Source organism: Nonomuraea jabiensis (assembly GCF_014204795.1).
GTDB lineage: Bacteria > Actinomycetota > Actinomycetes > Streptosporangiales > Streptosporangiaceae > Nonomuraea > Nonomuraea jabiensis.
This window is the reverse complement of sequence record NZ_JACHMB010000001.1, coordinates 10,473,569-10,499,146: the sequence shown is the minus strand read 5'-3', so window position 1 is coordinate 10,499,146 and position 25,578 is coordinate 10,473,569. Positions and strand designations below refer to the sequence as shown.

At 72.8% G+C, this 25,578-nt stretch carries 30 protein-coding genes and 1 pseudogene; 16 read left to right on the top strand and 15 right to left on the bottom strand.

What is annotated here, in order from left to right:
- Both HD596_RS48020 and HD596_RS48015 read left to right on the top strand, forming a co-directional pair.
- A complete protein-coding gene (locus tag HD596_RS48020; protein ID WP_185079156.1) occupies positions 1-753 on the top strand; it encodes a GNAT family N-acetyltransferase in 753 nt (250 codons plus the stop codon).
- Positions 754-825: 72 nt separating this feature from the next.
- Positions 826-1,602 (top strand): annotated as a pseudogene (locus HD596_RS48015) (pentapeptide repeat-containing protein); the annotation flags it as partial.
- Between the two features lie 188 nt (positions 1,603-1,790).
- On the opposite strand, the gene HD596_RS48010 reads toward HD596_RS48015, so the two are convergent.
- Complete coding sequence (locus tag HD596_RS48010) at positions 1,791-2,165, bottom strand: antibiotic biosynthesis monooxygenase family protein (protein ID WP_185076007.1); 375 nt, start codon at positions 2,163-2,165, stop codon at positions 1,791-1,793.
- Positions 2,166-2,252: 87 nt separating this feature from the next.
- On the opposite strand from HD596_RS48010, the gene HD596_RS48005 reads away from it, so the two are divergent.
- Both HD596_RS48005 and HD596_RS48000 read left to right on the top strand, forming a co-directional pair.
- Positions 2,253-3,128: a sigma-70 family RNA polymerase sigma factor gene (locus HD596_RS48005; RefSeq protein WP_185076006.1), complete on the top strand. Its 876-nt coding sequence runs from the start codon at positions 2,253-2,255 to the stop codon at positions 3,126-3,128.
- A gap of 61 nt (positions 3,129-3,189) precedes the next feature.
- Positions 3,190-3,891, top strand: a complete 702-nt coding sequence (locus HD596_RS48000) for an NAD(P)-dependent oxidoreductase (RefSeq protein ID WP_185076005.1) — start codon at positions 3,190-3,192, stop codon at positions 3,889-3,891.
- A 37-nt stretch (positions 3,892-3,928) separates the two neighbouring features.
- Here HD596_RS48000 and HD596_RS47995 read toward each other — a convergent pair whose 3' ends face one another.
- On the bottom strand, positions 3,929-4,345 hold the full coding sequence (locus HD596_RS47995) for a MarR family winged helix-turn-helix transcriptional regulator (protein WP_185076004.1): 417 nt from the start codon (positions 4,343-4,345) through the stop codon (positions 3,929-3,931).
- Between the two features lie 85 nt (positions 4,346-4,430).
- Here HD596_RS47995 and HD596_RS47990 point away from each other — a divergent pair, with 85 nt between their 5' ends.
- Together HD596_RS47990 and HD596_RS47985 are read left to right on the top strand one after the other, a co-directional pair.
- Positions 4,431-5,615: an alpha/beta hydrolase gene (locus HD596_RS47990; RefSeq protein ID WP_185076003.1), complete on the top strand. Its 1,185-nt coding sequence runs from the start codon at positions 4,431-4,433 to the stop codon at positions 5,613-5,615.
- Positions 5,608-6,633 carry a zinc-binding dehydrogenase gene (locus HD596_RS47985; protein ID WP_185076002.1) on the top strand — a complete coding sequence of 342 codons (1,026 nt, stop codon included), beginning with the start codon at positions 5,608-5,610 and terminating at the stop codon, positions 6,631-6,633. The genes HD596_RS47990 and HD596_RS47985 overlap by 8 nt, the downstream gene beginning before the upstream one ends.
- Before the next feature lie 13 nt (positions 6,634-6,646).
- On the opposite strand, the gene HD596_RS66210 is transcribed toward HD596_RS47985, so the two are convergent.
- Positions 6,647-7,108: a GbsR/MarR family transcriptional regulator gene (locus HD596_RS66210; RefSeq protein ID WP_185076001.1), complete on the bottom strand. Its 462-nt coding sequence runs from the start codon at positions 7,106-7,108 to the stop codon at positions 6,647-6,649.
- Positions 7,109-7,193: 85 nt separating this feature from the next.
- Between HD596_RS66210 and HD596_RS47975 the strand changes: the two genes are divergently transcribed.
- The 4 genes from HD596_RS47975 to HD596_RS47960 are packed head-to-tail and all read left to right on the top strand — an operon-like array spanning position 7,194 to position 11,389.
- A complete protein-coding gene (locus HD596_RS47975) occupies positions 7,194-8,090 on the top strand; it encodes an ABC transporter ATP-binding protein (protein ID WP_185076000.1) in 897 nt (298 codons plus the stop codon).
- Positions 8,087-9,682, top strand: coding sequence for an ABC transporter permease (locus tag HD596_RS47970; protein ID WP_185075999.1), 1,596 nt, complete (start codon positions 8,087-8,089; stop codon positions 9,680-9,682). Before HD596_RS47975 ends, HD596_RS47970 begins: the two co-directional genes overlap by 4 nt.
- 17 nt (positions 9,683-9,699) lie before the next feature.
- Positions 9,700-10,872: a cytochrome P450 gene (locus tag HD596_RS47965; RefSeq protein WP_313046383.1), complete on the top strand. Its 1,173-nt coding sequence runs from the start codon at positions 9,700-9,702 to the stop codon at positions 10,870-10,872.
- 37 nt (positions 10,873-10,909) lie between these two features.
- On the top strand, positions 10,910-11,389 hold the full coding sequence (locus HD596_RS47960) for a cupin domain-containing protein (protein WP_185075998.1): 480 nt from the start codon (positions 10,910-10,912) through the stop codon (positions 11,387-11,389).
- Positions 11,390-11,399: 10 nt separating this feature from the next.
- On the opposite strand, the gene HD596_RS47955 is transcribed toward HD596_RS47960, so the two are convergent.
- Positions 11,400-11,903: a MarR family winged helix-turn-helix transcriptional regulator gene (locus HD596_RS47955; protein ID WP_185075997.1), complete on the bottom strand. Its 504-nt coding sequence runs from the start codon at positions 11,901-11,903 to the stop codon at positions 11,400-11,402.
- A 77-nt stretch (positions 11,904-11,980) separates the two neighbouring features.
- Between HD596_RS47955 and HD596_RS47950 the strand changes: the two genes are divergently transcribed.
- Positions 11,981-12,880: an EamA family transporter gene (locus HD596_RS47950; RefSeq protein WP_185075996.1), complete on the top strand. Its 900-nt coding sequence runs from the start codon at positions 11,981-11,983 to the stop codon at positions 12,878-12,880.
- A gap of 1 nt (position 12,881) precedes the next feature.
- Entirely contained in the window at positions 12,882-13,520 is a 639-nt protein-coding gene (locus HD596_RS47945; RefSeq protein WP_185075995.1) for an NAD(P)-dependent oxidoreductase, read from the top strand.
- A gap of 9 nt (positions 13,521-13,529) precedes the next feature.
- On the opposite strand, the gene HD596_RS47940 is transcribed toward HD596_RS47945, so the two are convergent.
- On the bottom strand, positions 13,530-14,693 hold the full coding sequence (locus tag HD596_RS47940; protein ID WP_185075994.1) for a cytochrome P450 family protein: 1,164 nt from the start codon (positions 14,691-14,693) through the stop codon (positions 13,530-13,532).
- A gap of 139 nt (positions 14,694-14,832) precedes the next feature.
- Between HD596_RS47940 and HD596_RS47935 the strand changes: the two genes are divergently transcribed.
- Both HD596_RS47935 and HD596_RS47930 read left to right on the top strand, forming a co-directional pair.
- The gene (locus tag HD596_RS47935) at positions 14,833-15,315 is read left to right on the top strand and encodes a GbsR/MarR family transcriptional regulator (RefSeq protein ID WP_185075993.1); all 483 of its coding nucleotides are present in this window, start codon (positions 14,833-14,835) and stop codon (positions 15,313-15,315) included.
- 117 nt (positions 15,316-15,432) lie between these two features.
- The gene (locus HD596_RS47930; protein WP_185075992.1) at positions 15,433-16,626 is read left to right on the top strand and encodes a cytochrome P450; all 1,194 of its coding nucleotides are present in this window, start codon (positions 15,433-15,435) and stop codon (positions 16,624-16,626) included.
- Between the two features lie 51 nt (positions 16,627-16,677).
- On the opposite strand, the gene HD596_RS47925 is transcribed toward HD596_RS47930, so the two are convergent.
- The 10 genes from HD596_RS47925 to HD596_RS47880 form a co-directional block, all read right to left on the bottom strand.
- The gene (locus HD596_RS47925) at positions 16,678-17,412 is read right to left on the bottom strand and encodes a dienelactone hydrolase family protein (protein ID WP_185075991.1); all 735 of its coding nucleotides are present in this window, start codon (positions 17,410-17,412) and stop codon (positions 16,678-16,680) included.
- A 46-nt stretch (positions 17,413-17,458) separates the two neighbouring features.
- Positions 17,459-18,163 (bottom strand): ABC transporter, encoded by a 705-nt coding sequence (locus HD596_RS47920; RefSeq protein ID WP_185075990.1) that lies wholly within the window; start codon positions 18,161-18,163, stop codon positions 17,459-17,461.
- Positions 18,160-18,948: an ABC transporter permease gene (locus HD596_RS47915; protein ID WP_185075989.1), complete on the bottom strand. Its 789-nt coding sequence runs from the start codon at positions 18,946-18,948 to the stop codon at positions 18,160-18,162. The genes HD596_RS47920 and HD596_RS47915 overlap by 4 nt, the downstream gene beginning before the upstream one ends.
- Positions 18,945-19,658: an ABC transporter ATP-binding protein gene (locus tag HD596_RS47910; protein WP_185075988.1), complete on the bottom strand. Its 714-nt coding sequence runs from the start codon at positions 19,656-19,658 to the stop codon at positions 18,945-18,947. Before HD596_RS47910 ends, HD596_RS47915 begins: the two co-directional genes overlap by 4 nt.
- Positions 19,659-19,734: 76 nt before the next feature.
- A complete protein-coding gene (locus HD596_RS47905; protein ID WP_185075987.1) occupies positions 19,735-20,394 on the bottom strand; it encodes a response regulator in 660 nt (219 codons plus the stop codon).
- Positions 20,391-21,560, bottom strand: coding sequence for a sensor histidine kinase (locus HD596_RS47900; RefSeq protein ID WP_185075986.1), 1,170 nt, complete (start codon positions 21,558-21,560; stop codon positions 20,391-20,393). The genes HD596_RS47905 and HD596_RS47900 overlap by 4 nt, the downstream gene beginning before the upstream one ends.
- Before the next feature lie 213 nt (positions 21,561-21,773).
- The gene (locus HD596_RS47895) at positions 21,774-21,905 is read right to left on the bottom strand and encodes a precorrin-6A/cobalt-precorrin-6A reductase (RefSeq protein WP_185075985.1); all 132 of its coding nucleotides are present in this window, start codon (positions 21,903-21,905) and stop codon (positions 21,774-21,776) included.
- Positions 21,890-22,645 (bottom strand): precorrin-4 C(11)-methyltransferase, encoded by a 756-nt coding sequence (cobM, locus tag HD596_RS47890; RefSeq protein WP_185075984.1) that lies wholly within the window; start codon positions 22,643-22,645, stop codon positions 21,890-21,892. The genes HD596_RS47895 and cobM overlap by 16 nt, the downstream gene beginning before the upstream one ends.
- Positions 22,642-23,418, bottom strand: coding sequence for a bifunctional cobalt-precorrin-7 (C(5))-methyltransferase/cobalt-precorrin-6B (C(15))-methyltransferase (locus HD596_RS47885; protein ID WP_185075983.1), 777 nt, complete (start codon positions 23,416-23,418; stop codon positions 22,642-22,644). The genes cobM and HD596_RS47885 overlap by 4 nt, the downstream gene beginning before the upstream one ends.
- The gene (locus tag HD596_RS47880; protein ID WP_313046382.1) at positions 23,415-23,801 is read right to left on the bottom strand and encodes a TIGR03618 family F420-dependent PPOX class oxidoreductase; all 387 of its coding nucleotides are present in this window, start codon (positions 23,799-23,801) and stop codon (positions 23,415-23,417) included. Before HD596_RS47880 ends, HD596_RS47885 begins: the two co-directional genes overlap by 4 nt.
- A 62-nt stretch (positions 23,802-23,863) precedes the next feature.
- Between HD596_RS47880 and cobF the strand changes: the two genes are divergently transcribed.
- Together cobF and HD596_RS47870 are read left to right on the top strand one after the other, a co-directional pair.
- Entirely contained in the window at positions 23,864-24,631 is a 768-nt protein-coding gene (gene cobF / locus HD596_RS47875) for a precorrin-6A synthase (deacetylating) (RefSeq protein WP_185075981.1), read from the top strand.
- A 292-nt stretch (positions 24,632-24,923) separates the two neighbouring features.
- Positions 24,924-25,526: a superoxide dismutase gene (locus HD596_RS47870; RefSeq protein ID WP_185075980.1), complete on the top strand. Its 603-nt coding sequence runs from the start codon at positions 24,924-24,926 to the stop codon at positions 25,524-25,526.
- Positions 25,527-25,578: the final 52 nt, after the last annotated feature.

Below are 25,578 nucleotides of genomic sequence, written 5' to 3'. Positions count from 1 at the left end.
ATGCTGGAGCTCTTCGACCGGCAGCTGCGCCGGCAGGCCCGCCCCGAAGGCCCGGATGCCAGGGTGGAGCGGGCCGGGAACGTGGTGCGGCAGGTCGCTCCCGGGCACGGCTGGAACGGCGTGCTCTGGTCCGGCCTCGACGAGCGGAACGCGGACGCGGAGATCGCCGAGCAGGTGCGCTACTTCGGCGAGCTGGGCCAGCCCTTCGAGTGGAAGCTGTACGGCTACGACCGGCCAGGCGACCTCGACCGGCGCCTGCTGGCCGCCGGGTTCACCCCGGAGCCCGCCGAGACGCTGATGATCGCCGAGATCGGGCGCCTGCCCCTCGAAGGCGAGCCGCCCGAGGGAGTGCGGCTGGTCCCCGTGACCGGCCCCGACGGCGTGGAGCTGATGGCCGACGTCCACGAGAGCGCCTTCGGCACCCCCGGCACGCACTTCCGCGAACGGCTGCTCGACCAGCTCGCCGAGGGCGAGGTCGTCGCCCTCGTCGCGATGGCCGGTGACGTGCCGGTGAGCGCGGCCCGCATGGACCTGCACCCGGGCACCCGGTTCGCGAGCCTGTGGGGCGGCGGCACCGTGCCGGAATGGCGCGGGCGCGGCATCTACCGGGCGCTGGTCGCCTACCGGGCCCGCGAGGCGGTCGCCCGCGGCTACGACCATCTGCAGGTGGACGCCTCCAGCCAGAGCCGCCCGATCCTGCTGCGGCTGGGGTTCGAGGCGATCACCACGACGACGCCGTACGTCCACGAGTGAGTACCCTTGACCTGACCGTATCCGCTGGAGGAGGCCCGCACGTTGCCTGGCACGAACCCGCGCGAGCTCGGCCTGCTGGCCGACTGCGACAGCTGCTTCGGGCTGTGCTGCGTCGCGCTGCCGTTCTCGGCGTCGGCCGACTTCGCGATCGACAAGGAGGCCGGGGAGCCCTGCCGCAACCTGCGTGACGACTTCCGCTGCTCCATCCACGCCGGGCTCAGGGAGCGCGGCTTTCCCGGCTGCACCGTGTACGACTGCTTCGGCGCGGGCCAGAAGGTCTCGCAGGTCACCTTCCAGGGCACGAGCTGGCGGCAGGAGCCGGGCACGGCCGGCCAGATGTACGCGATCTTCCCGGTCGTCCGGCAGCTGCACGAGCTGCTGTGGTATCTGGCGGAGGCGCTGACGCTGGAGGCCGCCCGGCCCGTCCACGCCGAGCTGCGGGAGGCGTTCGAGGCGACGGAGCGGCTCACCCTGGAGAGCGTGGACGAGCTGCGGAAGCTGGACGTGCCGGCGCACCGGGCCGAGGTCAACGTGCTGCTGCTGCGGACGAGCGAGCTGGCCCGGGCCGGGCGCAAGGGCAAGGAGCGCAGGGGAGCGGATCTGATCGGGGCCAAGCTGGCGGGCGCCGACCTGCGGGGTGCCAACCTTCGCGGGGCGTACCTGATCGGCGCCGACCTGCGGGGCGCCGACCTTCGGGAGGCCGACCTGATCGGGGCCGACCTGCGGGGGGCCGACCTGGCGGGCGCGGACCTGGCGGGCGCGATCTTCCTCACCCAGCCCCAGCTCAACTCCGCCGGCGGCGACGCCGCCACCCGCCTCCCGGCCACGCTCACGCGTCCCGCCCACTGGCCCGCCACCCGCTACGAACGGCCGTCCCGCGGCACCGGCCCCCGCCGCGCCCCCGGCTCCACAGACGGCACGGCCTCCACACGGGGGACCGGCTCAGGGCGCGGCTCCGGCTCGAGACGGGGCTCCGGGCGCCGGCGCCGCGGCTGAACACCGCGCCCGGCCGGCCGTCCCCGGCCTGGGGGGCAAGGCTAGGGAAGCAGCCGCGCCCCCGGCTCCACCTCGACGACCACCTCGTAGATGCTGGGCCGCGCCTGGATGTGCAGCTCGGGATCGTTGAGCATCTGCAGGGTGTTCGCGTACCACTCCGGATCCTTCTGCGCCTCCTCCAGCTGCGCACCGCTCTCCCAGTGGGCGACGTTGACGTAACGCAGCTCGGCACCGTTGATCAGCGACTGGTGGAGCCGGGCCCGCACGAAGCCGGGCTTGCCTGCCATGATCTCGGCGTTGCTCTTCCAGCGCCGCAGGAACCGCTCCGACTCCTCCACCGGCACGGTGAAGGCGTTGATCATCGTGATCGGCTCCAGCACGGGCGTCTCGGTCCGGGTGAAGGGAACGTCGGTCATGATCTCTCCTTGGGTCTGGCGACCGGTCACCTTCGCCGGTCGTGGTGCGTCATGTGGATGACGCGACCGCGTGCGGAAAGGTGACAGATGGACGAGCACGAGTTTCTGGCCGGGCGGTTCGAGGAGCACCGCACGCGCCTTGCGGCGGTGGCCTACCGGATGCTCGGCTCGCACAGCGAGGCCGAGGACGCCGTGCAGGAGGCGTGGCTGCGGCTCAGCCGCTCCGACGCCGGCGAGGTGGAGAACCTGGGCGGCTGGCTGACCACCGTGGTCGGGCGGATCTGCCTGGACCTGCTGCGCAGGCGCGCCGCGCGGCACGAGGAGCCGTTGGGCACGCGCCTGCCCGACCCCGTCGTCGGCCCAGCGGAGGGCGCCGATCCGGAGCAGGAGGCGCTCCTGGCCGACTCGGTGGGGCTGGCGCTGCTCGTGGTGCTGGAGTCGCTGACGCCGGCGGAGCGGCTGGCGTTCGTGCTGCACGACATGTTCAGCGTGCCGTTCGAGGAGATCGGGCCGATCATGGGACGTACGACGGACGCGGCCAAGCAGCTCGCCAGCCGCGCCCGCCGCCGGGTACGCGGCTCGGCCCCGGGGCCCGACGCCGACCTGACCCGGCAGCGGGAGGTCGTCGACGCGTTCCTGGCCGCCGCCCGTGACGGCGACTTCGAGGCGCTGCTGGCCGTGCTGGATCCGGACGTCACCGCCCGTTCCGACCTGCGCGGACGGGGGGCGCTGACCGTGGTGAGGGGCGCGGCGGCGGTGGCCCGGCAGGCGATCGGCTGGGCCCGGCTCGCGGGGTCGGCGTGGCCGGCCCTGGTGAACGGCTCGGCGGGGTTCGTCGCGCTGCGGGACGGGCGGCCGTTCGCGATCATGGGGTTCGCGATCGTGGAGGGGCGGGTGGCGCAGATCGACGTGCTCGCCGACCCGGAGCGCGTCGCCCGGCTGGACCTCAGCGGCCTGGGGTAGCGCCGTCACCTTCGCGGCCCGCGCCGCGTCATGGGGGAAAGACCCTCGTGAAGGAGCAGACATGCGTCTTGTCGTCTTCGGCGCCAACGGGCCCACGGGCCGGGTGCTGACCGCCCAGGCCCTCGCCCAGGGGCATCAGGTCGTCGCCGTGACCCGCGTCCCGTCCGCCATCGCGCCGCGTGACGGGCTGACCGTGGCGGGCGCCGACGTCAAGGACCGTCGCGCGGTCGAGGACGTCGTCGCGGGCGGCGAGGCCGTGCTGTCGGTGGTCGGCGTCTCCTACAGTTCCAAGCCCATCACCACGTACTCGACCGGCGCGGCCAACCTCGTCGCGGCCATGTCCCGGCACGGCCTGAAGCGGCTGGTCGTGGCGAGCAGCGCCGCCATCGACCCCGCCTACCGGCCGAGCGACTCGTTCCTGTTCACCCGGATCGTGGAGCCGTACTTCATGCGCAAACCCGGCCGGACCCTCTACGCGGACACGATCCGGATGGAGGCCCTGGTGCGGGCCGCGGACCTGGACTGGACGATCGTCCGCTCGGCCTGGCTGTACGACTCCGGGACGATCACGGACTACGGGCTGCGCGAGGACTTCCCCGGCGGCCTGTACACCGGCCGCGCCGACCTCGCGGCGGCCATGCTCGCCGAGGTCTCCGGGCACGGGCACGTACGCGGGACCGTGGGCGTGCACACCGACGAGGGCACGCCCCACCTGTTCCGGCAGATCTGGCGCGAGGGCATCAGGAAGCCGCAGAAGCAGTAGGAGCGCGCGTCAGAACGGGCGAGGCCGCAAGACCGGCTCAGGACCGGTCGAGCAGCCGCCGCAGAGCGGTGCTGGCGGCGACGAACTCGTGCTCGTCCAGCAGCTCGCGCCCCCAGTCGAGCAGCGGCCGCCGCGCCTCACGCACGCGGCGCGCCATCTCGTGCCCCCGCTCGGTCAGGGCCAGCTCGACCTGGCGCCGGTCCTCCCGCGAGAGCGTGCGCCGGACCAGGCCGGCCGCGTCGAGGCGGTCGATCAGCCGGCTCGGATTGCCCGCCTCGGCGATCAGTCGCGCACCCAGTTCCTTCAGCGACAGCGGCTCGTCCTCGGCCAGGACGAGGATCGCCTCCGCCTGCACCACCGTGATCCCGAGCGGCCGCAGGGCCTCGCCGAACCGGCGGTTGATCTCCCGATGCGCGGCCTTGATCGCCAGCACGAACTCCAGGACCTCGTCCACCCACGGGAGTCTACTTGAATAAATGTCATGTCATCTATATTGTGCGTCATGACATCTAATGACATGACATGCATTGTGAGGCGGCATGCGTCATTCCTTCTCCCCGACCCCCACGTTCCATTTCGAAGCGGTGCGGGCGCTGTGGTCGGGCCCGTTCGACGGGGCGGATTACGGCGAGGTCGTGAGCGCGGTGTCCCGTGTCCGCCGCGGCGACTTCGGGTCCTGGTACGAGCACTGGTCCCGGCTCGGCACGGCGGTTCACGCCCGCGGCGAACGCCTGGCCGACGCGGTCTCTCGCGGCAAGGCCCTGCTGAGAGCGGGCAACTACCTGCGCACGGCGGAGTTCTACCTCACGGCCGACGACCCGCGCCGGGCGTCGACCGCGCGCCGCTCGCGCGAGTGGTTCGACGCGGGCTTGACGGCGCTCGGGGTGGACGCGACCCGCTCGCGCCTGCCGTACGAGGACGCCCAACTCGAAACGATCTTCCTGCGGTCGCCGCACCCGGAGGCCAGGGACGTGTTCGTGGTGCACGGCGGCTTCGACTCGACCCCCGAGGAGCTGTACTTCACCATCGGCGCCGGAGCCCTGGAACGGGGCTTCCACGTGCTGATCTATGAGGGGCCCGGGCAGGGGAACCTGCTGCGGGAGTTCGCCAAGCCGTTCACCCCCCACTGGGAACGCCCGGCCGCCACGGCCATCGACTCGCTGACGCGGCACTGCGATCCCGGCGCGATCATCGGCGTCGGAGTGAGCTTCGGCGGCCACCTGATGGCCAGGGCCGCCGCCGTCGAACGGCGCTATGACGGGATCGTCCTGTTCGACTATTTCCCCGGCATGCTGGAGGCGTTCGCACACAAGATGCCCGGCCCGCTCCGCGGTCACCTCACCCGCATGCCCGCCTGGTTACGGACTCTGATCAGGCTGTACGCCCGCTACGACGCCGAGCTGCGCTGGGCGCTGCGCAACGCGCACTGGACCTTCGGCACTGCCACGCTGCCGGAGCTGATCGCCGAGATCGGCCGCTACGAAGAGGGCGAATGGGTGGGCGACATCCAGGCCGACGTCCTGGTCCTGCTGGGCGAGGCCGAGCACTTCTACGACCCCCACCTCGGCCACCTCTTCGCCCGCAAGCTCACCGGCGCGCGTTCGGTGAACGTCCACGAGTTCGCCGCCGCCGACGGTGGCGGCGGGCACTGCCAGAACGGCGCCGTCCATCTCGCGCACGAGGTCATCTTCGACTGGGCCCGCCGGACGGTGTGCCATGGCTGAGCCCGTCGAGCACCGCCGGATCGTCGTGGAGCGCTTCGGCGGTCCTGGCGCGCTCCGCCTGGCCGACGCCGTCGCGCCCGTCCCGGGCCCGGGGCAGGCCCGGGTGCGCGTCCTGGCCGCCGGCGTCGGCCACACGGACGTGATGGCGCGGCGCGGCGAGTACCTGTTCCAGCGCCGTACCCCCTTCACCCCCGGCTACGAGATCGTCGGCGAGGTCGTCGACCAGGGACCGGCCACCGGCCCGGACCGGCTCGTCCCGGGCACCCGGGTCGCCGCCTGCCTGCCCCGGATGGGCGGCTACACCGAGTACGCCACCCTGCCCGTCGCCTCGCTGACCCCCGTTCCCGAGGACCTGGATCCGGTCGTGGCCGCCGCGATGCCGCTGGACTACCTGACCGCGCTCAGCCTCCTCGACCGGCACGCCCGCGCCCGCCCCGGCGACGCGGTCCTCATCCACGGCGCCGCCGGGGGCGTCGGCGACGCGTTGTGCCAGCTCGGCCGCCTGCGGGGACTGGTCATGTACGGGACCGCCGGCGACCGCGGCCTCGATCGGTTGAAGAGCCACGATGTCATTCCCCTCGACTACCGTCGCGACGACGCCGCACGAATCATCCGCCGGCGGCATCCGGACGGCGTGCGGGCCGTGTTCGACCACATCGGCGGCCGTACCATGCGCGCCAACCGCCGCCTGCTCGCCCCCGGCGGCGTGCTGGTCAGCTACGCCTTCATCGGCCGCCCCGGTCACGTCCTGGCCGGCACGATCACGGGCGCCGCGCACAACCGGCTGCTCAACCTGCTCCCGGGCTGTCGCACGGCCATCTGCTCGCTGCCCGCCGAGATCAGGGCCGATCCGGCGGGCCATCGGGTCCTGCTCGGCACGCTGTTCGACCTGGCTTGCGACGGCCGCCTCCAGCCACGCGTCGGAACCTGCTTCCCGCTGGCGGAGGCTGCCGCCGCGCACCGGGCGCTGGAGCGGCGCGAGGTCGCTGGCAAGATCATCCTCACCTGCGCCGGGTGACGACCCCCGGCGATCACTTCGCTTTCTGATGCTCCCGCCACTTGTCCAGGATTCCGGCGATCTCAACTTGGACGAAGCGGAAGAAGTCCCGCATCTCTGTCACCCGAGCGCTCGCCGGAGAGCCGTCGAGCGCGCGCACGCCGTCGTCGGCCAGATCGCCCAGCACCTTGTACACCGAACCCGTGGTGGCCGAGGACGTGTACCAGGCGTCGTCCCTGATCTGGTAGAGATCGCGGCGCGAGCCCGGAACGGGGCGGCGTTCGAGCAGCCCCATCTGGACCAGGTAGCGCACGGCGCCGGAGATCGCGGGCGGGCTGACCTCCAGCCGCTCGGCCAGCTCGGCCGCCGACAGCGCCGGCTCGTCGGAGGCCATGAGGGTCAGCAGCACCCGGGCCGCCATCCGGGGGAACCCCCACTCCGCGAAGGTCGCCGCCGCGCTCTCCACGAACTGCGCCACCGCCTGATCATCACGCATGCTTCCCCTCCAAGCCTCGTCCTTCGCACAGGGTACATTCTTATTTAACTTCACAAACTTGTGAATACTGTGTAGCTTCTGAAGCATGAAAACCGCGATTGCGGTGTCCGGCCTGGTCAAGATGTTCGGCCGGATCCGCGCACTGGACGACCTCAACCTGTCCGTCGAGACCGGCGAGGTCCACGGCTTCCTCGGCCCCAACGGCGCGGGAAAGTCCACGACGATCCGGATCCTGCTCGGCCTCATGCGGGCCGACTCCGGACAGGCCCGCCTGCTCGGCGGCGACCCCTGGCGCGAGGCCGCCGAGCTGCACAAGCGGCTCGCGTACGTGCCCGGCGACGTCTCCCTCTGGCCGAACCTGACCGGCGGCGAGGTGATCGACCTGCTCGGCCGGCTGCGCGGCGGCAACGACGCCAAGCGCCGGGCCGTGCTCCTCGACCGCTTCGAGCTCGACCCGCGCAAGAAGGGCCGCACCTACTCCAAGGGCAACCGCCAGAAGGTCGCCCTGATCGCCGCCCTGTGCTCCGAGGCCGAGCTGCTGATCCTCGACGAGCCGACCTCCGGCCTGGACCCGCTCATGGAGGCGGTCTTCCAGGAGTGCGTGCAGGAGGAGCGCGAGCGCGGCCGTACGGTCCTGCTGTCGAGCCACATCCTGTCCGAGGTCGAGGCCCTGTGCGACCGGGTGAGCATCATCCGCAACGGCCACATCGTCGAGACCGGCACGCTGGCCGACCTGCGCCATCTCACCAGGACGTCGGTCACCGCCGAGGTCGGCGGCGCCCTGCCCGGCCTGGAGCGGGTCCCCGGCGTGCACGACGCGGAGGTGTCCGGCGGCCGCGTACGCTGCCAGGTCGATCCCGACGCCCTGCCCCGGGTGCTGGAGCTGCTGAGCCGCGCGGACGTGCGCGCTCTGACCAGCCGGCCGCCCACGCTGGAGGAGCTGTTCCTGCGCCACTACACCACCGCGGGGACGGCCCGATGACCGGCACCGGACGGCTCCTGCTGCTCTACCTGCGCCGCGACCGGGTCGTCGCGCCCGGCTGGGTGCTGTTCCTGGTCCTGCTGGTCGTCGGCATGGTCCCGTACTACGGCAAGGTGTTCCCCACCGAGGCCGCCCGGCTGGACTTCGTGGCCGAGGTCGGCGGGAACTCGGCGCTCACCGCGTTCACCGGGCCGCTGCACGGGCACGGCCTGGGCAACCTGGCGCTGTGGAAGATCGGCGACATCGGGTTCACCCTCACCGCCCTCATGGCGATCATGTCCGTGGTCAGGCACACCCGCGCGGAGGAGGAGTCCGGCCGCGCCGAGCTGGTCGGCGCCGCCGTGATCGGCCGCTTCGCCTCGCTGACCGCGAGCCTGCTGCTGGCCTGCGCGGTGAGCCTGCTGACCGGGCTGCTCACCGGGCTCGGCATGGAACGGCCTGGACGCCCCGGGTCCCTGACCATGGCGCTGGCCATGGCGATGCCGGGGGTCGTGTTCGCGGGGGTGGCGGCCGTGGCCGCGCAGCTCACCGTGCGCTCGCGCAGCGCGAACGCCATCGCCTTCACCGTCCTCGGCGTGGCCTACCTGTTCCGCTTCGTCGCCGACGGGGGTGATCTGCCGTGGTTGCGGTGGATGTCGCCGCTCGGGTGGAGCCACCTGATGGAGCCGTTCGCGGCCGATCGCTGGTGGGTGGCCGTCGTGCCGCTGCTCCTCGCCGCCGCGCTCGTCGCCGTCGCCTACCGGCTGGCCGCCCGGCGCGACCTGGGCGCCGGGACCCTGCCCGAACGCGTCGGAGCCCACGCCGCCGCCCCCTCGCTGCGCAGCCCGCTGGCGCTGGCCTGGCGACAGCACAAGGGCCAGCTGTTCGGCTGGACCGCCGCGTACGCCGTCTTCTGCATGGCCACCGCCGGCATCGCCAAGGGCATGCCGGAGGTCGCCAAGCAGGGCGGGGCGCAGGTGGAGGAGTTCTTCCGCCGCTACACCGCCTCCCCTGACGCGGGGCTTTCCGACACCTTCATCTGGATGGTGCTGGTGAGCCTGGCCGGGCTGGCGACGCTCTACCCGATGCTGGCGACGCTGCGGCTGCGGGCCGAGGAGTCCAGCGGGCGCGCGGAGCTGACGCTGTCGGCCTCCGTCACCCGTACCAGCTGGGCCGTCAGCCACCTGGTGTTCGCCGCGGCCGGCGGCGCGAGCGTGATGGCCGCGGGCGGCCTCGGCGCCGGGCTCGTGTACGGCCTGAGCATGGGGGACGTCGGCACCCAGCTGCCCAGGGTGCTGGGCGCCGCCCTGGCGCTCGTACCGGCCGTGTGGACGGTCGGCGCGATCGGGATGCTGGCCTTCGGGCTCGTCCCGCGGCTGGCCGTGGCCGTCATCTGGGTGGTCTTCCTGGGCCAGCAGGTGTTCGGCGAGGCGGTCGGGCCCGCGCTCGGGATCGACTACTGGGTCGCCAACACGATCGTGCCCATGCACCACGTGCCCAAGATCCTCACCGGGGCCTCGTTCTCCGCGACCCCGCTGATCGTCCTGACCCTGCTCACCCTGGCGCTGGCCGGCCTCGGACTGGCCGCCTTCAAGCGCCGTGACCTCGCCTGACCCGTAAGGAGACCGACGTGGCACTGCCCACCGACCGCGACCCCCGCTGCCCCTTCGACCCGCCCAAGGATCTGCTCGGGCGGGAGCCGGTCAGCCGCATGACCTACCCCGACGGCCACGAGGGCTGGCTGGTCACCGGCTACGCCGCCGCCCGCGCCGTCCTGGCCGACCCCCGCTTCAGCGCCCGGATGGAGCTGCGGCGCTCGCCCACACCCCACGCGATGGCCCAGGAGGCGCCCCGGCCCGCGCCTCCCGGCGTCATCAGCCGCCTGGACCCGCCCGAACACACCCATTACCGGCGGCTGCTGACCGGCGAGTTCACCGTGCGGCGCATGAAGCTGCTCGAACCGAAGATCGAGGAGCTGGCCGAGCGGCAGATCGAGGAGATGCGCCGCCAGGGGCCGCCCGCCGATCTGGTCCAGGCGTTCGCGCTGCCGATCCCGTCCCTGGTGATCTGCGACCTGCTCGGCGTCCCGTACGCCGACCGTGAGCGCTTCCAGCACGACACGGCGGTGATGTTCTCGCTGGACGCCTCCGCCGAGGCGATCATGGGCGCGGTCGGCAGCCTGGCCGCGTACCTGGGCGAACTGGTGGCGCGCAAGCGCGCCGAGAGCGCGGACGACCTGCTGAGCGGCCTGATCACCGGCGGGGAGCTGAACGACGAGGAGCTCACCAACATCGCCCTCATGCTGCTCGTCGCCGGGCACGAGACCACCGCCAACATGCTCGCCCTGGGCACGTACGCGCTGCTGCGCGACCCGGACCGGCTGGCGGAGCTGCGCCACGACCCGTCGCTGATCAAGGACGCGGTCGAGGAGCTGCTGCGCTACCTCAGCATCGTGCACATCGGGCCCACCCGGACGGCCCTGGCGGACGTGGAGGTCGGCGGCCGGCTGGTCAGGGAGGGCGAGGTCGTCACGATCTCGCTGCCCGCCGCCAACCGCGACCCCGGCCGCTTCGAACATCCCGACCGGCTGGACTTCCGCAGGTCGGCGACCGGACACCTGGCCTTCGGGCACGGGCTGCACCAATGCCTCGGGCAGCAGCTCGCACGCGTCGAGATGCGCATCGGCTACACGGCCCTGCTGCGCGCCTTCCCGGACCTGCGGCTCGCCGTGCCCGCCGAGGAGATCCCGCTGCGGGACACCATGCTGATCTACGGCGTGGACCGCCTGCCGGTCGCCTGGTAGACGGCCACGAATTCGATCGTTTCTGAAAGGAGTGGACATGTCCGTGGTCGTTGCCGGAGAGACCGCAGAAGTGGTGGAGCTGGCCGGGGGCAGCGCGTTCCGGCTGCTCGTGGACGCCAGCGGGACGGGCGGCGCCGCCGGCGTCAACCGGCTCACGTTGAGCGCCGGAGCCGACGGCGCCAGGCCGCATCGTCACCTGCTGTCGTCGGAGCTGTTCTACGTGCTCGACGGACAGGCGGAGTTCCTGCTCGGAGAGCGGATGGTCACCGTGGCCGCAGGGGGCCTGGTCGTGGTGCCCCCAGGCTTGCCGCACGCGTTCGGCGCCGCCCTCGGGGTGGTCGCCGACCTGCTCGTGGTCATGACGCCGGGGATGGAGCGGTTCGACTATTTCCGGCATCTTGGGCGGATCTCCCAGGGTCTGGAAGCGCCGGACAGTCTGCTGACCGAGCAGCACCGCTACGACGTCCACTTCGTGGACGACCCGCGCTGGGCGATGGCGCGGGCATCCGGGTCGTGAGCGTGCCCGGTCAGGTGAGCGTGGTGGTGTCCCCCAGGGACTCCAGCAGGTCGCGCAGCGTGTGGGCGAGCTCGTCGCGGCGCTCCTTCGGCAGGGCCGAGAGCACGCGGTCCTCGGTCGCGACATGGTCCGGCAGGGCCCGGTCGATCAGGGCGTACCCCTCGTCGGTGAGTGTCACGTACACCACCCGCCCGTCGGCCTCGCTGGGCGTGCGGGTCACCAGCCCCCTGGACTCCAGGCGGTCGAGCCGCTGGGTGATCGCCCCCGACGTGACCATGGAGGCCCGCATCAGCTCGGCCGGCGTCAGCCGGTGCGGCGGGTCGCTGCGGCGCAGGGTGGCCAGCACGTCGAAGGAGGCCCGGTCGAGCCCGTGCGCGGCGAACGTACGGCCCAGCTCCGCGTCGATCAGCCGGATCAGCCGCGACAGCCGCCCGATCACCGCCATGGGGGAGACGTCCAGGTCAGGGCGCTGGGCGTCCCATTGCTTGAGTATCAGGTCGACGTGATCAGCCACCACTCCAGCCTAACGATGCCTTAGCGGTGAGGTAAATCACCTGGCCAAGTAACTTAGCGCTGAGATACTTTGTCTTAGTGCTAAGAAATCAATCGGGAACCGTTCTGCTGACCGCGCTGACCCCCGCCATCTGGGGGACCACGTACCTCGTCACGACCGAGCTGCTGCCGCCCGGCCGCCCCCTGCTGGCCGCCGTGATCCGCGCGCTGCCCGCCGGCCTCCTCCTGGTCGCCGTCACCCGCCGCCTGCCGGCGGGCATCTGGTGGTGGCGCGCCCTGGTGCTCGGCGCGCTGAACATCGGAGTGTTCTTCGCGCTGCTGTTCGTGGGGGCCTACCGGCTGCCCGGCGGGGTGGCCGCCACCGTGGGCGCCATCCAGCCCCTGCTGGTCGCGCTGCTGTCGGCCGGGCTCCTCGGCGAACGCCTGTCCGTGCGCACGACGCTGGCCGCCGTGGCGGGCGTGGCCGGGGTGAGCCTGCTCGTGCTGCGGGCCGACGCCCGGCTGGACGCGCTCGGCGTGGCCGCGGCGCTCGGTGGCGCCGTCGTCATGGCCCTGGGCGTGGTGCTGAGCAAGCGGTGGCAGTCGCCCGCGCCGCTGCTGGCCACCACCGGCTGGCAGCTCGTGGCCGGCGGCCTGCTGCTGCTCCCGGTGGCGCTCCTCGTCGAGGGCGCGCCGCCGGCCACCCTCACCAGCGCGAACCTCGCCGGGTACGCCTACCTCACGATCATCGGATCCGCGCTCGCCTACGTCCTGTGGTTCCGGGGCCTGCGGCTGCTGTCGGCGACCAAGGTCACGTTCCTGGGCCTGCTCAGCCCCGTGGTCGCCACCGCGCTCGGCTGGCTCGTCCTCGGCCAGGAGCTCACCGCGGCCCAGGCGCTCGGCGCGCTCGTCGTCCTGGCCGCCCTGGTCGTGGCCCAGCGCAACCCCGCCCGCACGCTGACCGCGACGCCCCGCGTCCTGGTCGGAAAGGAGTCCTGACATGCGCGTCACCGTCTTCGGAGCCGCCGGAGCCGTGGGGGGCAGGGTCGTGGCCGAGGCGCTGTCGCGCGGCCACGAGGTCACCGCCGTCGTCCGCGACCCCGCCCGCTTCCCCCTGCTGCCGCCCGCCGCGCACGCCCGCGCCGGCGACGCCTCGCACGTCGAGGACGTGGCCGCGCTCAGCGCCGGGCAGGACCTCGTCATCAGCGCCACCCGGCCCGCGCCCGGCCACGAGGCCGACCTGGTCACGACCGCCAAGGCGCTGCTGGCCGGGGTGGCGCGGACCGGCGTGCGGCTGCTGCTCGTCGGCGGCGCGGCCGGGCTGACCGTGCCGGGCACCGGCGGCCTCACCGTCGTCGAGACCCCGGACTTCCCGCCCTCGTGGCGGCCCATCGCGCTGGCCTGCAACGCTCAGCTGGAGGTCTGCCGGGCCGAGCCGGGCGCCGACTGGGCGTACCTGAGCCCGCCCGCGCTGCTGGAGCCGGGGGAGCGTACCGGCCGCTACCGGGTCGGGGGCGACGAGCTGCTGGTGGACGCCGAGGGCACGTCGGCGATCTCCATGGAGGACTTCGCCGTCGCGCTGCTCGACGAGGCCGAGCGCCCCCGGCACCACCGCGCCAGATTCACGGTCGGCTACTGAACCGCGGTCTCACAGGGACACGGGCAGCGACGTCAGGCGCCAGGTGCCCGGGTCGGGCATGTGCCGCGCCTCGCCGGCGAGCGCCAGAGCGGGGAAGCGGCGCAGCAGCGCGCCGAGCGCGATCCCGGTCTGCACGCGGGCCAGCGAGGCCCCGACGCAGAAATGCGGCCCGTGCGCGAACCCGAGATGCGCCGACGGCTCGCGCCGCACGTCGAACCGGTCCGGCTCGTCGAAGGCGCGCGGGTCGCGGTTCGCCGCGGCGATCGAGGCCGTGACCGGCACGCCCTTGGGGACGCGCACGCCACCGATCTCGAGGTCCTCCGCGGCGAAGCGGGGGATGGTCAGCAACTGCGGCCCGCACCAGCGCATCAGCTCCTCCACCGCCCGCGGCATGAGGGCGGGATCGGCCCGCAGCGCGGCGAGCTGGCCGGGGTGGGACAGCAGGGCGGCGACGGCGTTGGCGATGAGGTTCGTGGGCGTCTGGCCGGCCATGACGAGCGTCCAGACCATGGTGATCAGCTCGGTCTCGGAGAGCCGGTCGCCGTCCTCCTCCATGACGCGGGCCAGGTCGGAGATCAGGTCCTCGCCCGGCTCCGCCCGGCCCCTGGCGACCGCGGCGGTGGCGCCCTCGAGGATGCGGGGGATCGCGTCCTTGAAGCTCTCGCCGTGCCCGGCCACGATGGCGGCCCCGTACTCGCGCCACCGGGGACGGTCGGCGACGGGGATGCCGACCAGCTCGCAGATCACCTCGATCGGCAGCGGGCCCGCGAAGTGTGCCAGCAGATCCGGCTCCGCGGGCAGCTCGTCGAGCAGCCGCTCCACGATCGCCTCGATGCGCGGCCCGAACCCGGCCGCCTTGCGCGGCGTGAACGCGGGCGCGACCAGCCGGCGCAGCCGGGCGTGCTCGGCGCCGTTCATCTCCGACATGGTCCGCAGGTACGGCAGGCAGTGCTCCGGCACGTCGGGCCGCCGGTAGCTGTGCTCGTTCGTCGTCAGCCTGGGGTCGCTCAGCATCGCCCTGGCCTCCTGGTGCCGGAGCACCGCCCAGAACGGGCCGAACCCGGGCGCCACCAGCCGCGCCACGGGTGACTGCTCCCTGGCGCCCGCGTACGCGGTGAACGGATCCGCCAGCACGGCGGGATCGGTCAGGTCGATCTCCGGCACGTCGGTCATATCGCTCCTCGATTGGGATGATGACATCATCTGGATGTTCACAGTATCCCGATTTGCGAGCGCCGGGCGCCGCGCGGAGCGGCGCATCGACGTAGACTTCATCAAGTACGTGCTTTACGACGCTCACGGAGTTGGCAAGGTGGATCAGAAGGAGAGCGAGTTCGTCGACCGGATGGGGCTCGTCATGGAGCGCCTCGGCGGAGGCCGGACGATGGGCCGCCTGTACGCGTGGCTGCTGATCTGCGCCCCGCCGGACCAGTCGCTCACCGATCTGGCCGCCGAGCTCGGTGTCAGCAAGACCATGGTCAGCACCGTCGCCAGGCAGCTGGAGGCCGGCGGGATGATCGAGCGCGTCCCCACGTCGGCTCGTGAGCACCGCTACCAGGTCGTTCGCGAAGGATGGGCCCAGATCATGCGGGGCCGGCTGGCCGGCGTCGAGTCGATCGTGGAGGCGCTGAGCCTCGGACTGTCGATCATCGGTGACGACCGCACCGCGCAGCGGGCGCTGTTGAAGGACACCAGGGACTTCTTCGACTTCCTCGTACGCGACGCGGACCAGTCGCTCCAGCGCTGGGAGGAGTATCGCAAGCGGCTGAAAGACGACGATCAGGACTCCGGGTGAAACTCGATCGTCGAGGAGCACGTGCCGTTCATCGCACGACCCCGGCACGACGCCACCGCGTCCCCTGCCGGGCGATCCGCTCAACCGGGAAATCATCCAACGATCAAGGGAGTGGCGATGTCTGACATCGTCGAGCGGTACAACATCCCCGAACAGCACTTCTGGCTGCACGGCCCGCGGGCGGGCGGGCCGGTGGAGCACAACGCCGCCGCCGGGATGTGGAACGTCTACGGCTACCCCGAACTGCAGGAGATCCTCGGCGACCCCGCGACGTTCTCCTCCAACGTCCTTCGCATCACCCCCGAGGACCAGAAGCCGGAGGGGTTGTCACTGGAGGGCTTCATCACCCAGATCGACCCGCCGGAGCACGGCAAGCTGCGCAAGCTGGTCAGCAGCGCCTTCACCCGCAAGGTCGTCGCGGACCTCGAGCCGCGGATCGCCGCCGTCACCCACGAACTGCTCGACGAGGCACGCGAGCGCGGCGGGTTCGAGCTGGTGCGCGACCTGGCCTACCCGCTCCCGGTCATCGTCATCGCCGAGCTGCTGGGCGTGCCCAGCAGCGACCGCGGCCTGTTCAAGCAGTGGGCCGACACGCTGTTCCGGCAGGACACCAAGGTCTCCTTCGACGAGCTCTTCGAACGGCGGCCGCAGGACAGGGAGACCACGATGAAGTCGTGGTGGGAGATGTCCGCCTACCTCGCCGGCCACGCCGCCGAACGCCGCCGGCAGCCGCGCGCCGACCTGCTCACGAAGCTGGTCGAGGCCGAGGTGGACGGCGAACGCCTGCCCGACGAGCAGGTGGTCAACTTCGCGATCGTCCTGCTGCTGGCCGGGCACGTCACCACGACGATGCTGCTCGGCAACACGGTGCTGGCCCTGGACGCCTTCCCCGAGCACCAGGAGCGGGCGCGGGCCGACCGTGCGGCGATCCCGGCGATCATCGAGGAGTCCCTGCGCTTCTTCACCCCGTTCGCCCTGCTCGCCCGCGCCACCACCCGCGAGGCCCGGCTCGGCGGCGTGACGATACCGGCCGATCAGACGGTCCTGGTCTGGCTCGGGGCGGCCAACCGCGATCCCCGGCAGTTCACCGACCCCGACGTCTTCGACCCCGATCGCGACCCCAACCCGCATCTCGCCTTCGGCCGCGGCATCCACTTCTGCCTGGGCGCGCCCCTGGCCCGGCTGGAGGGGCGGGTCGCCCTCGACATCCTGCTCGACCGGTTCGACCACCTGCGCACCGATCCGGACGACCCCGTGGTGTTCATGCCCATGCCGACCATGACCGGCGTGCGGCGCCTGCCGCTGGTCTGAGCCCGGTCATGCCATAGGCGGGAGGCCCTGCGGCCTCCCGCCTTCCCCGCGCTACTCGCCGCCTGCCACGTACCTGTCGAAGAAGGCGAACGTGCGCCGCCACGCGTCGTCGGCCGCCGCGCGGACGAGGCCGTGACGCAGCGGGAACAGCGCGAGCTTCGCGACGGGGTGATGGCCGTCGGTCATGAAGGAGTGCCCGGCGTCCGGATAGATCTCGACGTCGTGCTCGATGCCGAGCGCCCGCATGTGCTCGCGCAGCCGCGTGCCGTGCCTGCCGAAGCCCTGGTCGCGGCCGCCGTAGGAGCCCACGACCGGGCACACCGGCCGCAGCCGCTCCTGGTCGCGGGGGACCGCGCCGTAGTTGACCGACGCGGCCCGCACTCCGGGCGGCGCGCTCGCCGCGTACGCGAGGGCGAACCCGCCGCCCATGCAGAAGCCGATCACCCCGAGCCGGCCGCCGTCGACGTCGTCGCGGGCGGCCAGCCACTGCCGGGTGGCGTCGATGTCGGCGGCCGGCCGGCCCGGCTTCTCGGTCACGAACTGGTGCATGGCCCGCGCCAGGCACCCGACCCTGGTGCCGTGGCTGTACAGGTCCGGTAGGACGGCCGCGTACCCGTGCTCGGCGAACAGGTCCACCACGTCCAGCATGTCCGGTTCGATGCCGTAGATCTCGTGCAGGACCACCACGCCCGGCCACCCGGCCGCGGGCGCCGTCCCCTGCGGCAGCGCCACCGTCGCCGCCAGCGAACCGCCGTCCGGCAGTGGCACGCGTACGTCCTGTCTCATCAGCAGTCCTCAACCGATCAAGGAGCAAGGAACGTAACGTAACATCTCAGGCGTCCCGCCTGACGAGGGCCGCCCAGCCGGCTCCGGCGGACAGGCCGGCCCAGGCGACCAGCGTCAGCAGCCCGCCCGTGCGGCTCAGGGCGGTGGCCGGGTCCGCGGGCAGGCCGAGGAGGCTGAGGGCCGCCTCGTGGGGGAGGAACCGCACGACGTCCGGCAGGCTGCCGCGCAGCGCCGGCGAGATGAGGACCGGCGTGACGAACAGCACGGCGAGCGGGGCCACGACGCCGCTCGCGACGACGGCGAAGCCGTATCCGACGAGGCCGAGCAGGAGATAGACCGCCAGGAGAGAGGCCGGATCGGCGACCGGCTGGACGAGGTGGCCGGGCAGGATCGCGGGGCCCGCCGCGAGCAGGCAGGCCGCCGTGACCGCGGCGAGCTTGGCGGCGGCCAGCCGGTGGCGGTCGGGGACGGCGGCCAGGCTGACGCGCAGCTGCCCGGCGCGGTACTCGCTGCCCGCCGCGAAGACGGCGATCGCGGCGAAGACGTAGACCGGCGCGACCATGAGCGTGCCCAGCTGCCCGATCGCGACCGGCCCGTCCTGCCCGGCGAGCCGTACGGCGTCCGTCGCCGCGAGGAGGGCGAGCACGGTGTTCGCGGCGGACGCGACGCCCAGGGCGATCCAGGTGGCCGGGAGCGTGCGGGTCTTGGTGAGCTCCGCGCGCAGCAGGTCCGCGAGCCGGATGGCGCTCATCGCGCGTCCCTCCTGCTGAGCGTGATCCCGGCGACCGCCGTCGTGGCCCCCGCCCACGCGACCAGTACGAGCAGGGCGTGCCCGGGGCCGGCGGTGAGCCGGTTGATCCCGGGGTCGAGCAGCAGGTTCCGGGCGGCGCTGACGGGGAGGAGCGCGTCCAGGGCGGGAGCGGCCCCGGCCAGTGCCTGGGTCATGGTGACGGCGATCTGGGCGATCGTGACGATGACGCCGACGAGCGTGCTGCGCGCGACGACGGTGACCCCGAAGCCGGTCAGCCCGAACAGGACCGCGAAGGCCACGAACTTCCCGTGGCCGAGGACCGCGGGACCCGTCACGAGCAGGCCCGGGTTCCAGTCCCGGACGGCGGCGTACATGAAGGCGGTGCTGATCCCCGCGATCACGACAGCCATGAGGAGCAGGTACACGGCGGTCGCCAGAGCCTTGGCCGCGACCAGCCGGCCTCGCCGGGGCATGGCGAGCACCGTCACCCCGAGCTGGTGCGAGCGGAACTCCTGCCCGGCGATCATCGCGGCGAGGACCGGGACGAGCAGGCCCATCTGCAGCGAGGACGCGGCGAGCAGACCGAGGATCGCCTCGGTCGCCGGTTGCGGCGTCCCGATGAAGATCTCGATGACGCCGTCGGGGGTGATGCCCGCGACCGCCTCGGCGGTCAGCCGGACCGACTGGACCAGGACCAGCACGTGGAGGGCGAGGACGACGCCGGTGGCGATCCACACGCGGGGCAGGGTGAGGATCTTGGTCAGCTCGGCCCGCACGGCGCTCACCACCCCGGCCCCATGGGGTCGCCGGTCAGCGCGAAGAACGCCTCCTCCAGCGAGCGGTGCCCCGCGGTGACCTGGGCGAGCGAGCCGTGGGTGACGACGCGCCCGCGGTTGATGACGACCACGTCATCCGCAGTGCCGGACATTTCCGTCATCAGGTGGCTGGAGAGCAGCACGGTACGCCCGGCCGCCGCGTAGTCCCGCAGGAAGCGCCGGATCCAGCGGATACCCTCCGGGTCCAGCCCGTTCACCGGCTCGTCGAGCACCAGGATCTCGGGCTCGCCGAGGAGCGCCGCGGCCAGGCCAAGCCGCTGCCCCATCCCCAGCGAGTACGTCCTCACCCGCCGCCGCGCCGCCTCGCCCAGCCCCACGAGTTCGAGCACCTCCCGGACCCTGCGGGGCGGGATCCGGTTGGACTGCGCGATCCAGGTGAGGTGATCGACGCCGCGGCGCTCGGGCACCGGGCCGGCTCCCTCCAGCAGCGCCCCCACCGTACGAAGGGGATGCCTCAGGTCGCGGTAGCGCATCCCGTTGACCAGCGCGGTGCCCGCGCTCGCCGCGTCCAGGCCCAGCAGGACGCGCAGCGTGCTGGACTTGCCGGCTCCGTTCGGGCCCAGGAAGCCGGTGACCCGGCCGGGACGCGCCGTGAAGCTGACGTCCTCCACGGCCGCCTTGGCCCCGTAACGCTTGCTGAGCTGTGAGATCTCGATCATCGCCTACCTCGCCTCGGATGGACGTCGCCAGCCTGGGGCGGGAGGGCACCCGCTCGCGTCCCCCGAAAGGAGACACCTACCGGGGTTCGTACAGCAGTCCCGCCTCGTGGGCGAGCACGGCCAGGTGCGTGCGGTCGTGCACGCCGAGCTTGGCGAACATGCGCCGCAGATACGTCCGGACCGTCTCCACGCTCAGGAACAGCTCATCGGCGATCTCCTGGTTCGAGTGCCCGCGGGCGACGAGCCGCACGACCTGCAGCTCGCGCTCGGACAGCACCTGCCCGGCGAACGCGTGCCGCCGCCCGGGCCGCTGGGGTGTGAAGCGGCGGATCAGCCGCGCGGTGACCTCCGGCGCCAGCATGGCGTGGCCGGCGTGGACCGTGCGGACGGCCTGGAGCACCTCCTGCGGGGAGGCGTTCTTCAGCAGGAACCCCGACGCGCCGAGGGTCAGCGCCTCATAGACGTACTCGTCCAGGTCGAAGGTCGTCAGCATGATCACCCGGGTGGCCGCGTCCGGGAGGATGCGGCGCGCCGCCTCCAGGCCGCTCATGCCCGGCATCTGCACGTCGAGCAGCGCCACCGCGGGCTTGAGCGCGCCGACGAGCCGCGCGGCCGTCTCCCCGTCGCCCGCCTCCCCGGCGACCCGGAACCCCTCGGTCCGGTCGAACAACTTCCGGTACGCGGCCCGGAAGCGGTCGTCGTCATCGGCCAGGAAGACGCTGACGACCCCGCTCAAGGCGCGCTCCTGACCGGCAGCCTGGCACGCACCTCGAACCCGCCCCCCGGATGGTTCCCCCAGGTCACCGTGCCACCCATCAGCCGAGCCCGCTCACGCATCCCCTCCAACCCCGACCCGTCCCCGCCCCGCACCGATCCGTCGCTCCGCGCTGGCCCGTCCCCGCCCCGCACCGATCCGTCGCTCCGCGCTGGCCCGTCGCCGTCCCACGCCGATCCGTCGCCGCTCCGCGCCGGCCGAGTCCCGGGCCCGTGGTCGCGCACCCGCACGACGATCTCCCCGCCGTCCTGCCGAAGGTCCACCGAGCAGGCCGCGCCCGGCGCGTACCGCACCACGTTGCTCAGCGACTCCTGGACGATCCGGTACGCCACCGCCCCGGCCACGTCGTCGACCGGGCCGTTCACCTCGATGCGCGCCTCGACGCCCACGCCCGCCGCGCGGGTCGCCGCCACGAGTCCGTCCAGCCGCGCGATCCCCGCCACGCCCTCCGGCGCACCGGACCGCAGCCCGCGTACGAGCGCCTGCATCTCCTCCAGCGCCCGCCTCGCGTGCGACTCGACGCCGGCCAGCGTGTCGCGTAACTCCTGCTCACTCGCGTCGGTCAGGCTCCGGGTCACCCCCGCCTCCGCGCTGATCACGCCGAGCGCGTGGCCGACCACGTCGTGCACGTCACGCGCCACCGCGAGTTGCACCCGGGCCCGTTCCGCCTCCTGGGCGGCCGCGATCTGCCTGCCGACCGCCGTGCCGAGCAGCCAGGACACGCTCAACGCGGCCACGGCCAGCGTCAGCCGCTGCCCTGCGCCGCTCGCGCCCTCGTCCGGGACCGCCGCCACCGTCGCCAGCGCGGTGAGCAGGCCGACGAGGACGAGGACGATCGTACGGGTGCGGCCGGCGTGCGCGACCGCGAGCGGGTACAGGCACCACGCCGCGGCCAGCATCGGGTCCTGGCACACCCCCAGGACGCTCCCGGCGATGGTCGCGCCCGCGGCGAGCAACGGCGACACGGCCGGCAGGCGCCGCCGCAGGACCATCACCGCGCCCGTCACGCAGGCCAGCACCAGCCCGGCCACCAGCCGCGACCGGTCCGCGGAGGCCGCCGCCGTCGGCGGCAACCAGAACATCCCGACCACGATCAACGCGGCCAGCCCATCCAGGAACCGCCTCATCCCCCGTACCCTACGCGGGGCTCGCACGCGAACGGGAGGAAGGGATACCTGCCGGTAGCTTTCATGGCCTGTACGGGCTGGCCGTGAGAGGGATCTTCGCCCTCGTGTGCGCCGGCCTGCGCGGACGGGTCGGCCCCCGGTCGGACGGCGGCCCTGGTGCCGGCGGTCTAAACCCGGCCTCGCGCACCTCCCCGCCCGGCAACCGCGACTTGCTCACCCGCCCGGCAACCGCGGGTTGTTCACCCGCCCGGCCAGCGACGACACCACGTGAACGGTGCGGCTGGACAGCTCGGCGGCCGGCGCCCGTGCCTCGGCCGTGCCGCCCAGGATCAGGACCCGTCGCACGGCCGTTCCCGATCCGCGCTGTAGAGGTGGCTGTCGGGGAACTGCGTGGCCGACAGCACCCGGCCGACGACGATCACCGCCGTACGCCGGATCCCGGCCGCGTGGACCTGCCCGGCGATGTCCGCCAGCGTGCTCCGCAGGATCACCTCGTCGGGCCTGCTGGCCCGGGCCACCACCGCCACCGGGCAGTCCGGCCCGTAGGAGGGCAGCAGCTCCTCCACCACCGCGTCGATCCGCTGCACGGCCAGGTGCAGCACGATCGTGGCGCCGCTCGCGCCCAGGGTCTTCAGGTCCTCCCCTTCGGGCATCGGCGTGGCCCGCGCCGAGGTGCGGGTCAGGATGACGGTCTGGCCGACGCCGGGCACGGTCAGCTCCCTGCCCAGCGCGGCCGCGGCCGCCGCGAACGCCGGCACCCCCGGAACCACCTCGTACGGCACGCCGAGCTCGTCCAGCCGGCGCATCTGCTCGGCCACCGCGCTGAACACCGACGGGTCGCCGGAGTGCAGCCGCGCCACGTCCAGGCCCGCGCGGTGGGCGGTGAGCAGCTCCACCACGATCTCGTCGAGGGTGAGGTTCGCGGTGTCGACGAGCCTGGTTCCCAAGGGGCAGGCGTCCAGGAGCTCGCGGGGCACGAGCGAACCCGCGTACAGGCAGACCGGCGCCGACTGCAGCCGCCGCAGGCCGCGCAGCGTGATCAGGTCGGCGGCGCCGGGGCCCGCCCCGATGAAGTACACGGTCACGGCACGTCCTTCCTGGTGACCGACCACACGGTCACCGGCATCGCGGCCCGCAGGCCCGTGAAGGAGCCGACGGGTGAGGCCCGCTGTACGGCCAGGCGTACCAGATCGCCGCCGAGCCGGGCGTACCACTGGGCCATGACGGACTCGGACTCCAGGGTGGCGGCGTTCGCCACCAGCCTGCCGCCGGGCCGCAGCGCCGCCCAGCAGGTCTTCAGCAGCCCGGGCACGGTCAGGCCGCCGCCGACGAACACCGCGTCCGGCACCGGCAGGCCCTTCAGCGCGGCCGGCGCCCTGCCTTCGACGACCCGCAGCACCGGCACGCCGAGCCGGTCGGCGTTGCGCGCGATGGCGGCGGCGCGGTCGGCCCTGCTCTCCATCGCCACGCCCCACAGCGTCTCCCCGGGCCGCGGGGCGAGCCGTGACAGGCTGACGGCGCGGACCTCCCGCTTGGTGAGCTGCCCGTCGTGCTCGAACGCGGCATCGGGCGGGCCGGGCACGCGGGAGAGAAGCTCGGCGCCGGGGCCGGGGACGTGCTCGAGGGCGATCACGTTCAGCGTGGAGGGGTCGGCTTCCGTCGACGACCAGGTCTCCGCCGTCCCCGTCAGTACGCTCTCCGAGTCCGCGCCCGGGTCCGACAGGACGGTCATGGGGCTGGGGCCGTACCCGAGCCCGGTCGCCAGCCTGGCCGGCACGTCGGCGGTCTCCAGTGCGCGCTGCACATCCGGGGACAGCGCGTCCCGGCCGTCCGCGCCGATGCCGACGGCCGTGATCACACGTTGCCCAGCACGCGCGTCACCTGGATCTCCACGACCACCCGCGCCGGGTTGGGGCGCGGCGGCTTGTAACGGGCGGCGTAGCGTTGCTCGGCGTCGGCCACCTGCTCAGGCTCGGTACGCACCACCGCCCGGCCCTCCAGCGTCGACCAGCGGCGGCCGTCCACCTGGCAGAGCGCCACCAGCGCGCCGTCGGCGCCGATGAGCCCGGCCTTGACCGAGGTGCCCGAGGTGATGACCCGGGCGATGCCGGTGGCCAGGTCCAGCGTCGCGCCCACCGGCACCACGTGCGGCGGGCCGTCGGGGCGCGCGGTGGAGAGCGTACACAGGTGCCGCTCCTGCCAGAACGCGGCGAAGGCGTCACCCTGTTCAACGAGATTCACGGCCCTCCTTGGGTGATTTGCGAGGCATATCGTATATCTGCCGTTCTGGCACATTCTTGCGAGTGAAGCGGCGACTCGTCATCGCCATCGGAGCCGGAGATCCCGACCATCTCACCCCGCAGGCGGTCAAGGCCATCGGCGCCACGGAGGTGTTCCTCATCGTGGACAAGGGCGAGGTCAAACATGAACTGGTCCAGCTCCGGCTGGATCTGATCGCCGCGCACGGTCGGGCGCCGTACCGGATCGCCGAGGCCCGCGACCCCGAGCGCGACCGGACAACCGTCCCGGCGTACACCGCCGCCGTGGAGGACTGGCGCTCGCACCGCGCGCTCGCCTGCGAGGCGCTCATCCGCCACGAGCTGCGTGACGGCCAGGCCGGGGCGTTCCTGGTGCGGGGCGACCCCGGCGTGTACGACAGCACGCTTGCCATCGTCGAGGAGATCCTCCAGCGAGGCAACGTGACATTCGACTACAAGGTCATTCCGGGGATCAGCAGCATAGCCGCGCTCACCGCCCGCCACCGCACCGGCCCCACCCAGGTCGGGCGGCCCGTGCGCCTCACCACCGGGCGGCGCCTGGCCGAGCACGGCCCCACCGCCGACAATGTGCTCGTCATACTCGACGCCCACTGCTCCTTCGCCGGTCTGAAGGTGGAGCGGGGCGCACATCGAGGTGCCCGCATTCGGAGGTTCGGGGGTTGCGGCGGGTTGCGCCCTCGAATGCGCCGTCGGACGCGCTGGGCCGGAAGGCGGTGGGACGAGGCGCACTGGGCCGGGATACGCCGGGGCGAGGCTCGCTGGGCTGCGAGACGGCGGGGCGAGGCGCGCTGAGCTGGGAGGCGGGGCGAGGGGCGTTCGCGACCCTGGCGGGGGCGGGCATGAGCTAGAAAGAGGACCTGGGGGAGGCGCTGACCCGCCTCGGCCTGCGCCAGGGCCGTGCCGGGGCTGACGATCGCTCTTCGGCCTTGCGGCGACCCCACCCCTCACCACCACCCGATCTGCCGCCGCTCCGACGTGCTCGTCGAGCTCCCCGTGGACCGCCACCGATCTCGACGTGAAGTACTTGCATGATTATTGTTCTTGCAAGATATTTGCAAGTAACACCTTTCGAGGAGAGACGCCCATGGGCGAGTACACCCTTCCGGACATGCCGTACGACTACGCGGCCCTGGAGCCCGCGATCACCGGGGAGATCCTGGAACTGCACCACGCCAAGCACCACGCCGCCTACGTCAAGGGCGCCAACGACACCCTGGAGCGGCTGGCCGAGGCGCGCGACAAGGGTGAGTTCGGCGGCCTGGTCGGGCTGGAGAAGACGTTCGCGTTCAACCTGTCCGGGCACGTCCTGCACACGATCTTCTGGCAGAACCTGTCTCCCGACGGCGGCGACCGCCCCGACGGTGAGCTGGGGGAGGCGATCACCGAGCACTTCGGCTCGTTCGACGCGTTCAAGAAGCAGCTCACCACCGCCACCGCCACCGTGCAGGGCTCGGGGTGGGGCGTGCTGGCCTGGGAGCCGCTCGGCCGCAGGCTCGTCGTCGAGCAGGTCTACGACCACCACGGCAACGTCGGCATGAACACCACCCCGCTGCTCGTGTTCGACGCCTGGGAGCACGCCTACTACCTGCAGTACCGCAACGTGCGCCCGGACTACGTCGAGAAGCTCTGGGGCCTGATCAACTGGAACGACCTCATCGCCCGCTACGACGCCGCCCGCGGCGCCTGACATCCCCATGCCGGCGGCGCCCACCCACCGGTCCGAGCTTGGTCCGCGGGGC